The following is a 14199-nucleotide window of genomic DNA, read 5'->3' as shown; positions in this document are numbered from 1 at the left end:
AGGCGGGCGAGTGCGCCGCCGCGGAGCGCCTCCGCGGCGTGGGCGGCGTCGGCCGCCTTCGCGGTGAGCCGGGCGCGGCCGAGCATCGTCTCGGAGGCGCGCACGGTGACCGGCAGGGTCTCCGCGACCAGCGGGCCGAAACGGCGGCCGCGCCAGACGGCGGCGAGCAGCCCCGTGATCATGCCGAGCACGATCACGGGCGTCACCCAGCCGGGGGTGAGGTCGGCGAGGCTCTTCGGCACGTCGATGTCGGAGCGGTCGGAGTCGTCGAAGGACGGCACGTACCAGATCACGTGCGGCCGCGTGCCGAGCAGGGCGAGGCCGAGGGCTGCATTCCCGCGTTCGGCGAGTCGATCGTTCGTGAGCAGGGCGGTGCCGTCGACGATCGCCCGACGCCGGCCGTCGTGCTGCGAGATCAGCACCGCGGCACCGTCCGCGTCGCCGAAGCACGCGGTGACGCCGGCGCCCGGAGTGAAGAGCTGCCCGGGCGCGATCGTGCCGACATGCGCGAACGACGGCACGTCGCACCCGGCGCTCACCGTCGGCGGGGCCGACGAGAACGCGTAGTCGCCGAGGTCGAGCAGGCGCAGCATCCGCCCGCTCGCCGACACCAGCACCACATCGCTCGCGGCGTCGGTCAGCTCGGTGACGGCGGCATCCGTGAGAGGGAAGGGGTCGCTCATCACGAGGGTGGTCTGGCCGTCGAGCTTGCGCGCGGCCTCGGTGCGGCTGCGCACCACGTCGACGGTCACCCCTTGCTGCCGCAGGATCTGGGCGAGCGCCTGCATGCCGCCCGGCCCCGGTCGCTCCGGATCCAGACTGTCGCGCTGTGCCGCGGTCGGCGCGGAGAGCAGCAGTCCTGCCGTGGCGACGGCGAGGAGGAGGACGATCACGAGGACCCAGCCCAGGGCGCGGCGCAGCCGGCCGGGGATCCGCACGAGCGTGCCGGACGGCGCGGGGTCCGCGTCCGTATGCTTCGGGACGCGCGCCGGGGCCGCGGGCGGTGCCGCGGTCACGCGGGCACCGCTTCGATCGGCACGGGGCGCTGGGAGCGGAGCCGTTCGTCCGTCTGCACCAGCGCGTGGTACAGGTCGGCGGAGCCCGGGTGGCCGAGGTAGCGCACGTCGTCGAACGCGACGGCCGCCTCATGCAGCGCGTCGCTCTCGGCGGGGAAGGGCGCCACGGCCTCGCGGGCGATCGTCTGAGCCGTCGCGCCCGGTGCCGGGGCGATGAGGTCGCGCTCGATGAGCGACCGGGCGACGGCGCGGTAGCGCAGCACGATCGCTTCAGCCCAGTCCTCCTCGCGGGCGGCACGGTCGGCGTCGGCGCGGAGCTCGGCGGCGGTGCGGTCGTCGGCGGAGCCGAGGAGCACCGACGGCGAGCTGCGCACCCGGGAGCGGCGCGGGCGCCCCCAGATCAGCAGCACCGCGATCAGGACGGCGACGAGGAGGACGCCGATCACGATCGCGGCCCACGGACCCAGGTCCGCGCCGTGCTGCGGCGTGAACAGGTCGATCAGGAAGTCCGCCACGGCGCGCGCCCACTGGTCGATGAGCGTCGGCTTCGCGGCCTGGTACTCGGGCTTGGCGAGCTCCTTCTCCGCGAGCTCGCGCGCGCCGTCCCCGTCGGGGATCAGCGGCGTGGAGGCGAGCGCCACGAGGACGGAGGAGACGATCATGGGCGATCGGATCCCGGCGCGGCCCAGCCTTCGTCCTGCGACGGCGTCCACGGGCTCTCCTGCGCGGGCGGGATCGGCGCGACGGGCGGCGGCGGAGGAGCGGCCGGCGCGGTGTAGGGCGCCGGCGCGACATACGGCGACGGTGCGGAGGGCTGGCCCTGAGTCGTCGGATAGCCCTGAGCCGTCGGGTAGCCCGGGGCGGCCGGATAGCCCTGAGCCGCCGGATAACCCGGGGCGGCCGGATAGCCGGGCACCGGACCCGGGGGCAGAGGAGAGGGCGGTACGGGCCGTGGCGGGCGGAACCCGGTCCGGACGGCGCGTGCCGGATCCGGTCGGAACGGATCGGATCCGTCGTCGTTGCCGGCGGCCCGGCGCTCCATGGCCGCCATCAGATCCTGATCGAGTCCCTCGTAGCGCATCCGGCAGTCGACGTACACGAGCGCTCCTGCGGTGGACTGCACGACCGCGCCGATCGACTGGAGGATCACGATGAGGACCTGGGTGATCACCAGTCCGACGATGCCGCCCACGCCCACCGAGAGCTCCGTCATGCCGGTGGGGTTGAACACCGGGCCGAACAAGGAGGTGATGACGTTGCCGACGACGCTGATGGTCTGCGTGACGACCCACAGGATCGCCCCGATCACGAAGACGATCCCGAAGGCGAACCAGAACCGGCCGCGGGTGAGCCGCCAGGAGCGGCCGATCGCGTCCCGCACGCCGGCGCCCTCGAGCACCAGGAGCGACGGCACGAGCATGAGCTTGGTGCCGATCCAGGCCGCCAGCACCACGAGGCACAGCATCCCGAACAGCATCCCGAGCACGGTGAAGAGGGTTCCCATGGCGTCGAAGCCCGTCGGCAGGCCGACCGCGACGAACGGCACGCCCAGGATCACCGCGGCGGCGACGACGCCGGCCGCGCCGTACAGCAGGGTGTAGCCGATCAGCCGCCAGGCCGCGGGGCGCACGCGTGCCCAGAGGGCGCCGAGCGTCGCGTTCTCGCGCAGCACGGCGGCGCGCACGTCCGCGGCCACGACTCCCTGCACGATCGCGGTGAACGCGACCGAGAACAGTCCCATGAGCAGACCCGCGCCGCTGATGAACGCGATCGAGCCCAATGACAGGGTGGTCCATTCGTCGCTGCCGGGCCGCACCGTGTTGAGCCGGCTCAGCGTGGTGAATGCGACGGCGCCGACCACGGCCAGGACCACGAGCATCACGACCAGCTGCACGACGACCGCGAACCCGAACAGGACCTTGGGGTTGTGCCGGAGCGCGGCGAACGACTTGCCCAGCACCGTGCCGAAGCCGAGGGGGCGCAGCGGGATCAGGCCGGGCTTGGGAGCAGGGGTCCAGCTGGGTTGGCTCACGAGTCCTCCGGTTCGCGTGTCGCTCCATCGTGTCACACCGCCGACGGGCTCGGGAGGACGGCGCGAAAGGCGCCGGCGCGGCTGCTCGGGCCACTTCGGCGGGCGGTGAAGTACGCTGGACCGACGTGGGGGCGCCGGTACGCGCCCGCACGTCACAGAAGATCCGAACACCGCGAGATCCGAAAGACGACTGCCCGCCCATGACCTCACGCATCCTCGTGGTCGATGACGACACGGCTCTGGCCGAGATGATCGGAATCGTGCTGCGCACGGAGGGCTTCGAGCCCGTGTTCTGCGCGGACGGCGCCAAGGCCGTGGACGAGTGGCGCGCGCAGCGTCCCGACCTCGTACTGCTGGACCTGATGCTGCCCGGCATGGACGGGATCGAGATCTGCACGCGGATCCGTGCCGAGTCGGGCGTCCCCGTGATCATGCTCACGGCGCGCAGCGACACCGCGGACGTCGTGCGCGGACTCGAGGTCGGCGCCGACGACTACATGGTCAAGCCCTTCAACCCGAAGGAGCTCGTCGCCCGCATCCGCACCCGGCTGCGTCCGACGCCGCAGTCCACGAGCGAGGTGCTGCGCATCGGCGACCTCACGATCGACGTGGACGCGCACGAGGTGCGGCGCGGCAGCGCGCCCATCGCGCTGACCCCGCTGGAGTTCCAGCTGCTGGTCGCCCTCGCCTCCAAGCCGCAGCAGGTGTTCTCCCGGGAGATGCTCCTGGAGCAGGTCTGGGGGTATCACTACAAGGCCGACACCCGCCTGGTGAACGTGCACGTGCAGCGCTTGCGCGCGAAGGTCGAGCTCGACCCGGACAACCCGCGCATCGTGACCACCGTGCGCGGCGTCGGCTACCGCGCGGGGAGCGTGGTCTGACCCCTCGGGGTCCCGTCCGCGCCGACCGCCGCCGCAGAGCCCTCCCGCCGATGAAGGTCCGCCGATGACGAACACCGTGGCGCTGGCGAACGCTGCGGTGCGCGGTGCGCGCCGCAGCGGGCGCCGTCTCGCACGGCTGTGGCGCCAGTCGCTCCGGTTCCGCACCCTGGTCATCGCCCTGGCGCTCACCAGCGTCGCGGTGCTGGTGACGTGCGTGCTCATGGCGCTCGCCGTGCAGAACAACCTCTGGGAGTCGCGCAAGGACCAGGCGCTCAACGACGCGTCCCGTGCGGCCAAGTCGGCGCAGACGGTACTGAGCTCCGCCAACACGCAGGGGACGCAGACGGCCGTATTCGGCCTGATGCGCGACGTCAGCGACACCGTCCAGAGCGTCTCCTCGTCGAGGGTGGTCGGCGTCTTCCCGCTCGACTCCCGGCCGTCATCCGCCGGATTCACGCTCGGCGGCTTCAGCCGCGACGAGCTCGTGACCGATCAGCTGCAGCAGCGCGTGGCGAAGGACAGCGCCAAGCAGTGGTGGCAGCCGATCGCGCTCCGCGACGTCGACGGATCCACGCACGCGGGGATCCTGGTGGGTCAGCAGCTCACCGCCTCCGGGTCGGGCTCGTACGCCCTCTACATCGCCTATGACCTGACCGACACCGAGCAGACCCTGGTGCTCGTGCAGGGGAGCTTGTGGGTGGCGGGCATCGTGCTCGTCGCGCTGATCGGGCTGATCGCGTGGTTCGCCCTGCGCACCGTCGTGCACCCGATCACCGAGGCGGCCGACACGAGTGCGCGCTTCGCCGGCGGCGACTTCGACGTGCGCCTGCCCGTGCGGGGTCAGGACGAGCTCGCGACGCTCGGGCGGTCGTTCAACGCGATGGCCGACAGCATCGAGGCGCAGATCAAGGAGCTCGGCGAGCTGTCGCTCGTCCAGCAGCGGTTCGTGTCCGACGTCTCGCACGAGCTGCGCACGCCGCTCACCACGATCCGGCTGGCCGCGGAGATGCTCAACGACCGCCGCGAGGAGTTCGATCCGACCACCGCGCGCACCGCGGAGCTGCTGCAGACGCAGGTGCACCGCTTCGACACGCTGCTCGCCGACCTGCTGGAGATCAGCCGGTACGACGCCGGATCCGTGCAGCTGGAGACCGAGGCGATCAGCCTCGCGCACCTGGCCGAGGACATGGCCGACGAGATGCGCCCGCTGGCGCAGACCCACGACACCGAGCTGCGCTTCGTCGCCCCGGGCGGTCACACCCCGGTCGATCTCGATCCTCGGCGGGTGCGCCGCATCCTGCGCAACCTCATCGGCAACGCGATCGAGCACGGCGAGGGCCGTCCCATCGTCATCACGGTGGACAGCAACCAGAACGCGGTCGCCGTCGGGGTGCGCGATCAGGGGATGGGCATGACGCCCGAGGACGCGGAGCGGGTCTTCGATCGGTTCTGGCGAGCGGATCCGTCGCGCCAGCGCACCATCGGCGGCACCGGGCTCGGGCTGTCGATCGCGCTGGGCGACGCCCGGCTGCACCGCGGCACGCTGGCCGTCTGGTCGCGTCCCGGGGAGGGCACGAACTTCGTGCTCACGCTGCCGCGCGGTTCCCGTCCGCTGGACGGGACGTCGCCGGTGCCGCTCGAGCCCGTCGAGGCGATCGCGGAGATCGGGGTGAGCACCGACCCGATCGTGATCGCGCCGGCTGGCACGGCGAGCGCCCCGAGCCAGGAGCCCGAGAACGCCGAGGGGGAGTCATGAGGATCGCACGCATCGTCCACGCGGCGGCCGTCGCGGTGACGCTGCTCGCGCTGACCGCCTGCGCGTCGCTCCCCGTCACCGGCGATGTGCGCCCGGGCCTGGCCGCGGACCAGAACAGCGGCGGGTCGGATCTGGCGTTCGTGCCGCAGGGGCCTTCGGACGGGATGGATCCGAAGGAGATCGTGCGCGGGTTCATCGACGCCGCGTCCAGCCCCAAGGACAGCTGGAGCATCGCCCGGCAGTTCCTCACGCCCGACGAGGCGCAGAAGTGGAAGCCCGATGCAGGGGTGACCATCGACACCGGCTCGACGGAGCGGCGCTTCGACGTCCCCGAGGTGACGAAGCAGACGACGTCCACCTCCGTGCGCCTGACGCTGCAGCAGACGGCCACCGTGGACGAGACCGGCGCGTACTCGGGGCAGCCCACAGGCCGCGCGGCCGAGCTGCCCTTCGCGCTCACCAAGAACAAGAACGGCCAGTGGCGGATCGCTCAGGCGCCGGACGGGATCGTGCTGGACGCGGACTCGTTCGCCGCGGCCGACGTGTTCGCACCGTACGCGCTGCAGTACTTCGACCCGTCGTGGACCTATCTGGTGCCCGACGTCCGGTGGTTCCCGAAGCGTGAGAACACGGCGAGCAGGATCGTGCAGTCGCTCGTGGCAGGCAAGCCCAGCCCCTGGCTGGCGAATGGCGTGCGCACCGCGTTCACCGGGGACGTGGCGCTGGCGCGGAACACCGTGACTCCGGAGTCGCAGGTGGCCGAGGTCGTTCTCAACGACGCTCTGCCCACGCGGGATCCCGTCATGCTGGCGCGGATGCGCACCCAGCTGGAGCGGAGCCTGTCCGGCATCGGCGTGCTGCAGGTGAAGATCACGATCGGCGGTCGCGACACGAACGCCGGGACGGCGTCCCCGGCGTCCACCGCGGTCGACCCACGGCCCCTCGTGCTCACGGACAAGGGCTTCGGCTACCTCGCCGCCGGCGAGCTCGCCGCGATCGGCGGGGTCTCCGCGCAGCTGCAGGCGTTCCCGCAGCAGGTCACCGCGATCAGTGCGGCGAGCGGGGCGCAGCGCATCGCCGTGCAGGGTGCGGACGGGGTCGTCTCCGCGATCTCCGACGGGAAGACCGACCAGATCGACGGCAGGGCCGGTCTCATCGCGCCGACGCTGGACCCGTTCGGCTACATCTGGACGGTCCCCGCCCAGGCGCCCGCCTCGATCGAGGCGTGGCCGGCGTCCGGAGGGAACGCCCGGCCCGTCGGCGGCCCGCAGGACGCCGCGCAGGTCACGTCGTTCGCCGTGAGCAGGGACGGCTCGCGCCTCGCCATGGCCGTGGTCGCAGGGGGCCAGTTCCGGGTCGAGGTCTTCGCGATCACCCGCGACGACCGGGGAGCGCCGTCCGCCCTGGGCGCGCCGAACGTCATCTCGTGGCCCTCGGGCGCCGCGGACGTGGCCTGGCTGGACGACTCGACCGTCGGGATCCTCGGCGTCGACGGATCCAACGTGGTGCTGCGCGAGCAGCAGGTCGGCGGGCCCGCCAAGACGGTGGACGCGCCGGATGCGGCCCAGACCGTGGCGCCCGGGTCTCCGACGGCGAACGTCCGGGTGCTCGGCGGGGGCGTGCTGTACCAGCGCAGCGGCCCCAACTGGCAGCAGGAGGGCAGCGGGGTCAAGGTCCTGGCCGTGCAGCTCGGCGGCCAGGCGACCGGCTGAGCGGCAACGTTCCGCACAGCTGTCGCGCCGGAGGCGCTGTGCACCGATCGCGGTCGGGCGCCGGGGACGCGAGCCGGGCCGGTCCATGCTCGCAGGATGCCCGCCGAGATCCGTCCGCTCCCGCCCTCCGACCGCGATCGCGTCCGACGACTGCTCCTCGACGTCGCCGACTTCGTCTTCGCATCCGTGTGCGCGGGATGCGGCACGGCGGGGACAGCGCTCTGCCGCGCCTGCGAGGCGGCGCTCGTGCCGAGCCCGATCCGCAGGACGTCCGGAGGCGTGCCGCTGTGGGCGGGGCTCGCCTTCGACGGCGTCGCCGCCGGCGTGCTCCGGGCGATCAAGGAGGACGGTCAGACGTCGCTGATCCGAACGCTCCGGCCGGCGCTCGCCGCAGCCGTCGACGCGCAGCGCGCGGGGCTGGACGAGCGGCACCGCATCGACGTCGTCGTGCCGATCCCCACGTCGCGGTCGGCGTTCCGGCGACGAGGATTCCGGGTGCCGGAACTGCTCGCACGGGGGACCGGCATCCCGATGCGGCGCCTGCTCGTCCCGGCGCGGCGCGTGCGGGATCAGCGCGGGCTCGGCGCCGAGGACCGGCATCGCAACGTCGAGGGTGCGCTCATCGCGCAGCGCCCCGGCGCCGGCGCCGGCGCGCTCGTCGTGGACGACGTCGTCACGACCGGCGCGACGTGCGCGGAGGCCGTCCGGGCGCTGCGGGCGGCGGGCTTCCACATCGTCGGCGCGGTGGCCGTCGCCGCCACGCCGCGGCACGGATGAGACGGTCCGCCGCGGTCCCGGCAGCGTCGCAGCGCATCCTGGCCGGTCTCGGGGGAGATCCCCACGACACACAGATGAATAGTGGATGACATCGCGGGATACGGCGACTACGGTGGGGACTCACAAAGGCGACCACGGTCCGCCCTTGGCCGGGCGGACCGGAACAAGGAGGTCAGGATGGAAACGAACATCGTCGGTGTCGGAGTCGGCATCAGCGATCGATTCCGAGCGGTGGTCGAAGAGAAGACCGCGCGGATCGCGACTATCGCGACGAAGGCGACGAGCCTGGACGTGAAGGTCACTCATCGTTCCTATCGCGGCGGTCACGTGGAGGACGAGACCGTCGAACTCACCCTGAACGGCAAGGGCCCGCTGGTCCGGGCGGAGGCGCGCGACGCAGACAAGTTCGCCGCTCTCGATCTCGCCGTCGACAAGCTCATCGAACAGGTGCGGCGGGCCAAGGAGCGCCGCATCGACGGCCGGCATCATCCGCGCGGTGCGCGCTTCGAGAAGGGCACCGGCGAACTGTCGGGCATCGATGTGCACCCCGTCTCCGCAGACACCCTGCACGCGGTCTCCACCGGCGCGATCCCGACGCTCGAGGTCGAGGAGGAGTACTCGCCCGTCGTGATCCGCACGAAGAGCTTCGATGCGGAGTGGATGACCGTCGAGGAGGCCGTCGACCGCATGGAGCTGGTCGGTCACGACTTCTTCCTGTTCGTGGACGCCCGCAGCGACCACCCGAGCGTCGTCTACCGCCGCAAGGGCTGGGACTACGGCGTGATCTCGCTCACCACGCAGGCGGCCCCCGCCGAGGAGCTCGTCTCGTGATCAGGATCCCCTGAACACGACGCAGCGGCCCGGGACGATGTCCCGGGCCGCTCCGCTGTGCAAGGGCCTCAGTCGAAGATGTCGCCGAGGAGGCCGCCGATCACAAGGCCGCCGAGCACTCCGGAGACGATGTCTCCGCCGCCCGACCCGCGTCCTCCGCCTCCGCCCCAGCCGTTGCCTCCGCCTCCGCCCCAGCCCTGGTCGGGGCGGGACCGATCGATGTCGTGCTGGGCGAGCTGCAGCGCCTCCGCCGCCAGCTGGGCGACGCGACGAGCGGTGCTCAGCGCCTGCTCCCTGGTCTCCTCGGCGGGGATCAGCGAGGGGACGTCGACGCGCAGGCGCTCGGCCTCGGCGAGACGGGTGCGCGCGTCGGCGCCGATCCAGCCGCGGTGCCCCTCGACGAGGCCGCGGGCGATGCCCAGCTGGCGGTCGGCGTCGTCGAGGGCATGCTGCACGGCCTCGATCGTCGGCAGAGGGTGCTCCGCGCGGTACCGGGCGGCGGCGATCGCCGCATCCAGCGCCGTGTTCGCGGCGCGCAGCCGGGTCAGCTCGCCGAACGGATCCGTGCGGCTGCCGGCGGGGGCGAGCGCGTTCAGCGCCTGCTGCAGAGCGGCTGCCGCAGCGGAGACCGCGGGCGATCCGGGAGCGCTCGGCAGCGCCGCCAGGTCGTTGCGGGAGTCGGCGACGACCTCGGCGAGCGTGGACTCGGCACGCAGGGCCTCGATCTCGAAGTCGTCCACGGCATCGAGGAGCGATGCCGCACGGCGCGTCGCCTCGGTCGCGGTCTCGAGGGCGAGCACCGCCTCCTGATTGCGGCCGGCATCGCGGCGGCGCTCGAACACGTCGGCGCCGTGGTTCGCGAACACCACGAGCTGGGCGGCCTCCTCCGCGCTCTTGGCGATGCGCTGCATCGCGGCGTCGGAGTAGCGGGTGGCGAGGCGGTCGATCGAGGACTGCGCCTGCGGCACCCTGGCCTCGAGCGCCGCGGCGTCCGCGCGCACCCTCGCGACCACCTGCGGCGCGTTGCGCACGCGGTTGACCGCGTCGGCGATCGCGGCGGACTTCTCGTCGATGAGATCCTCGGCCCACTGGCACAGCTGCACGATGCGCGCGTTGCGGGTGCGCAGCTCCTCCGCCGTGTCCGGGATCTCGTCGTGGTTCAGCTGGTGCAGCTGGAACGCCTCGCCCATGTGCGTGCGCACCGCGTCCAGCGCGGCGCGGAAGTCCGCGGTCATGTCGTCGCCGAGCTCCGCGGACGCGAAGGCGAGCTCGTCGGCCGAGGTGCGGATCCGCTCGTCCGCGGCGACGATCGCCTGCTCGGCGCGACGCGCGAGATCCGCGTCCTGCGCCTGCAGCTCTTCCTGTTCACGTTTGCGTCTGCCCCAGAAACCGGCCATGGGCCGATCCTATGGTCCCCGGCCGTGCCCCGGCTGTGCATCCGCTACGCCCTCGGCGATCAGCCGCCGATCGCGGCCGGCCGGCGGCGCTCAGACGACGACGCGTGCGGGGCGACCGCGCTTGGGACGGTCGGTCGACAGCTCCAGCGCCAGCGTGTGCTGCGGATGCGCGGCGATGCGCTGCTCGGCTTGATCGAGCCAGCGCAGTTCGGCGTCGGCGGTGGAGACCAGCGCGTCGATCACGAGCGCCCGGGCGAGCTGCTCCGGCCCGTCCGTCGCCGTGGCGGTGGACGCCGAGCGCTGCAGCTCCTGCAGACGTGCCAGCGAGGCCGCCCGCTGCGCGCGGAAGACCGCGGCCAGATCGACGCCGGGAAGGGTCGCGGCGACCGCGAGCTTGATCGCGAGCTCGTCCCTGGTGCCGCTCCCGCGCTCCACGGGGGAGGAGAGCCAGCCCGCGACCTCGGCGGACCCGGCGTCCGTGATGGCCCAGTACACGTGACCCTGCTCGTCGGCTTCCCCGCGCTCGACGAGACCGTCGCGCTCGAGGCGCTCGAGGGTGTTGTAGATCTGGCCGACGTTGAGGGGCCAGGTGGATCCGGTCCTGCGGTCGAACTCCGCCCGCAGCTGGTAGCCGTAGCAGGGACCCTGGTCGAGGATGGCGAGCAGGCTCTGACGCACCGACATCCGCATCCCCTCTCCTGCAATCTGTTGCCGAGTATATGCATACGGGGAAATCCCGCGGGGTCCGGGGTCCGCGGCGTGTCATGGGCGCGCTCGTCGAGCGTGACGCTCGGAGCGAACGCCCCGGCGGTCCGCATACGTGCACAGGATCCGGAGGTCACGGGCCGGTAACATGAACCCGTATGCCGTGCGCGCGACGCGCGCGGGCACGAGAACCCCTAGGGAGATGGAATCCGTGGCGAATCCTCTTGAGAAGCTGCTGCGCGCCGGCGAGGGACGGATCCTGCGTCGTCTGAACGGCGTCGTCAAGGCCGTGAACGCGCTCGAAGACGACTTCGCGAAGCTCAGCGACGAGGACCTCCGCAACGAGACCTCCGAGCTGCGCGCACGGTTCGAGCAGGGCGAGACCCTGGACCAGCTCATGCCCGAGGCGTTCGCGGCCGTCCGGGAGGCCGCCAAGCGCACGCTCGGCATGCGCGCCTACGACGTCCAGATCATGGGCGGTGCGGCCCTGCACGACGGCAACATCGCCGAGATGAAGACCGGTGAGGGCAAGACGCTCGTCGCGACCTTCCCCTCGTACCTCAACGCGATCGCCGGCAAGGGCGTGCACGTCATCACCGTCAACGACTTCCTCGCGTCGTACCAGTCCGAGCTCATGGGCCGCGTCTACCGCGCGCTGGGCATGACCACCGGCGTGATCGTGTCGGGGCAGACGCCCGAGGTGCGCCGCGAGCAGTACAACGCCGACATCACCTACGGCACGAACAACGAGTTCGGCTTCGACTACCTGCGCGACAACATGGCGTGGCGCAAGGAGGATCTGGTCCAGCGCGGCCACTTCTTCGCCATCGTCGACGAGGTCGACTCGATCCTCATCGACGAGGCCCGCACGCCGCTCATCATCTCCGGTCCGTCCTCGGGCGAGGCCAACCGCTGGTTCGCCGAGTTCGCGAAGATCGCGCGCACCCTGGAGCCGGGGGAGGACTACGAGGTCGACGAGAAGAAGCGCACCGTCGGCGTGCTCGAGCCCGGCATCGAGAAGGTCGAGGACTACCTCGGCATCGACAACCTGTACGAGTCGGCGAACACGCCGCTCATCTCCTTCCTGAACAACTCCATCAAGGCGCTGGCCCTGTTCAAGCGCGACACCGACTACGTCGTGATGAACGACGAGGTCATGATCGTCGACGAGCACACCGGCCGCATCCTCGTCGGACGCCGCTACAACGAGGGCATCCACCAGGCGATCGAGGCCAAGGAGAACGTGCCCGTCAAGGCCGAGAACCAGACGCTGGCCACGGTCACGCTGCAGAACTACTTCCGCCTCTACGACAAGCTCGCCGGCATGACCGGCACCGCCGACACCGAGGCGGCGGAGTTCATGTCGACGTACAAGCTCGGCGTCGTTCCGATCCCCACCAACAGGCCGATGATCCGCCAGGACAAGCCCGACCTCGTCTACAAGAACGAGACGGCCAAGTTCGCGCAGGTCGTCGAGGACATCGCCGCCCGGCACGAGAAGGGCCAGCCGGTCCTCGTCGGCACGGTGAGCGTCGAGAAGAGCGAGTACCTGTCCCGGCTGCTCAGCAAGAAGGGCATCAAGCACGAGGTCCTGAACGCGAAGAACCACGCGCGCGAGGCCGAAATCGTCGCTCGCGCCGGACGCCTCGGCGCCGTCACCGTCGCCACGAACATGGCCGGCCGCGGCACCGACATCATGCTCGGCGGTAACGCCGAGTTCCTCGCCGTGCAGGAGCTCAAGTCCCGCGGCCTGGATCCGGTCGAGACCCCGGAGGAGTACGAGCAGGCCTGGGACGAGGCCTATGAGGCGATGAAGGCCAAGGTCGAGACCGAGGGCGCCAAGGTCGTCGAGGCCGGCGGCCTGTACGTGCTCGGGACCGAGCGTCACGAGTCCCGCCGCATCGACAACCAGCTCCGCGGCCGCTCGGGCCGTCAGGGCGACCCCGGCGAGAGCCGCTTCTACCTGAGCCTCACCGACGACCTGATGCGGCTGTTCCAGCAGGGCGCCGCCGAGGCGATCCTCGCGCGCACGAACTTCCCGGAGGACATGCCGATCGAGTCGGGTCTGGTGACCCGCGCGATCCGCAGCGCTCAGAGCCAGGTCGAGGCGCGCAACGCCGAGATGCGCAAGAACGTGCTCAAGTACGACGACGTGCTCAACCGTCAGCGCGAGGCGATCTACGCCGACCGCCGGCACATCCTGGAGGGCGACGACATCGCCGACCGGGTGAAGCACTTCATCGAGGACGCGATCGGGGCCGTCGTCGACGACCACACCGCAGAGGGCCACACCGAGAGCTGGGACTTCGACAGCCTCTGGACCGAGCTGAAGACGCTCTACCCGGTCGACGTCACGATCGACGAGGTCGTCGCCGAGGCGGGCGGGCGCAAGGGCGGGATCACCGCGGACGGGCTCAAGCGCGAGCTCGTCTCCGACGCGATGGTCGCCTATGAGAAGCGCGAGGCCGCCCTCGGGGAGGCCGCGACGCGCGAGCTCGAGCGGCGCGTGGTGCTGCAGGTCCTGGACCGCCGCTGGCGCGACCACCTCTACGAGATGGACTACCTCAAGGACGGCATCGGCCTGCGTGCGATGGCGCAGCGCGACCCGCTGGTCGAGTACCAGCGCGAGGGCTACTCGATGTTCCAGGCCATGATGGGGCAGATCAAGGAGGAGTCTGTCGGCTACCTCTACAACCTCGAGGTCGAGGTGCGCCAGGCCGGCGACGAGGGCATCACCGAGGTCGAGGCCAAGGGGCTCGCCGAATCGGCGGGAGACCAGAGGCTGGAGTACTCGGCGCCCAACGACGCCGGCGACGTCGAGGTCCGCAACGACCGCGGCCAGGTGCAGCAGGCCGCCACGGACCGTCTCCGTCAGGCCGCTGCCCGCGCCCAGACCGACGCCGAGGAGCCTGCCGCACCGGCGGCGCGCGGCGCCTTCGGGCAGCGCGTCGACGCCGCGGAGTCGGCTCCGGCGAACCGCGCGGAGCGTCGCGCCCAGGGGCGCAAGAAGTAACCGCCGCCCCGGAATGCGAAGAGGCCGGCCCCTGCTCGGGTGCCGGCCTCTTCGCGTTGCGGGGAGCGTCGACCGCCGT

General features: G+C 71.7%; 11 protein-coding genes. 6 read left to right on the top strand and 5 right to left on the bottom strand.

Going from position 1 to position 14199, the window contains the following annotated elements:
- From RL72_RS03125 to RL72_RS03115, 3 genes are all read right to left on the bottom strand, one after another.
- A partial coding sequence (locus tag RL72_RS03125; RefSeq protein ID WP_052674148.1) for a DUF4350 domain-containing protein occupies positions 1–1016 on the bottom strand: 1016 nt, incomplete at its 3' end.
- Complete coding sequence (locus RL72_RS03120; RefSeq protein WP_052674150.1) at positions 1013–1678, bottom strand: DUF4129 domain-containing protein; 666 nt, start codon at positions 1676–1678, stop codon at positions 1013–1015. The genes RL72_RS03125 and RL72_RS03120, both read right to left, overlap by 4 nt.
- Positions 1675–3048, bottom strand: a complete 1374-nt coding sequence (locus tag RL72_RS03115) for a glycerophosphoryl diester phosphodiesterase membrane domain-containing protein (RefSeq protein WP_045249346.1) — start codon at positions 3046–3048, stop codon at positions 1675–1677. Before RL72_RS03115 ends, RL72_RS03120 begins: the two co-directional genes overlap by 4 nt.
- A gap of 200 nt (positions 3049–3248) precedes the next feature.
- Between RL72_RS03115 and mtrA the strand changes: the two genes are divergently transcribed.
- From mtrA to hpf, 5 genes are all read left to right on the top strand, one after another.
- The gene (gene mtrA / locus RL72_RS03110; RefSeq protein ID WP_045249345.1) at positions 3249–3929 is read left to right on the top strand and encodes an MtrAB system response regulator MtrA; all 681 of its coding nucleotides are present in this window, start codon (positions 3249–3251) and stop codon (positions 3927–3929) included.
- A 64-nt stretch (positions 3930–3993) separates the two neighbouring features.
- Positions 3994–5685, top strand: coding sequence for an MtrAB system histidine kinase MtrB (gene mtrB, locus RL72_RS03105; protein WP_045249344.1), 1692 nt, complete (start codon positions 3994–3996; stop codon positions 5683–5685).
- The gene (locus RL72_RS03100; protein WP_045249343.1) at positions 5682–7397 is read left to right on the top strand and encodes an LpqB family beta-propeller domain-containing protein; all 1716 of its coding nucleotides are present in this window, start codon (positions 5682–5684) and stop codon (positions 7395–7397) included. Before mtrB ends, RL72_RS03100 begins: the two co-directional genes overlap by 4 nt.
- A 96-nt stretch (positions 7398–7493) precedes the next feature.
- Entirely contained in the window at positions 7494–8174 is a 681-nt protein-coding gene (locus RL72_RS03095) for a ComF family protein (protein ID WP_045249342.1), read from the top strand.
- 177 nt (positions 8175–8351) lie between these two features.
- Positions 8352–9005 carry a ribosome hibernation-promoting factor, HPF/YfiA family gene (gene hpf, locus RL72_RS03090; protein ID WP_045249341.1) on the top strand — a complete coding sequence of 218 codons (654 nt, stop codon included), beginning with the start codon at positions 8352–8354 and terminating at the stop codon, positions 9003–9005.
- Positions 9006–9073: 68 nt separating this feature from the next.
- On the opposite strand, the gene RL72_RS03085 is transcribed toward hpf, so the two are convergent.
- Both RL72_RS03085 and RL72_RS03080 read right to left on the bottom strand, forming a co-directional pair.
- A complete protein-coding gene (locus RL72_RS03085) occupies positions 9074–10402 on the bottom strand; it encodes a coiled-coil domain-containing protein (protein ID WP_045249340.1) in 1329 nt (442 codons plus the stop codon).
- A 90-nt stretch (positions 10403–10492) separates the two neighbouring features.
- On the bottom strand, positions 10493–11086 hold the full coding sequence (locus tag RL72_RS03080) for a PadR family transcriptional regulator (protein ID WP_045249355.1): 594 nt from the start codon (positions 11084–11086) through the stop codon (positions 10493–10495).
- Between the two features lie 232 nt (positions 11087–11318).
- Between RL72_RS03080 and secA the strand changes: the two genes are divergently transcribed.
- Positions 11319–14120 (top strand): preprotein translocase subunit SecA, encoded by a 2802-nt coding sequence (gene secA, locus RL72_RS03075; protein ID WP_045249354.1) that lies wholly within the window; start codon positions 11319–11321, stop codon positions 14118–14120.
- Positions 14121–14199 lie beyond the last annotated feature (79 nt).

Source organism: Microbacterium azadirachtae (genome assembly GCF_000956545.1).
Lineage (GTDB): Bacteria > Actinomycetota > Actinomycetes > Actinomycetales > Microbacteriaceae > Microbacterium > Microbacterium azadirachtae.
The sequence above is the reverse complement of the archived record's forward strand: the minus strand, read 5'-3'. Positions and strand labels throughout refer to the sequence as shown.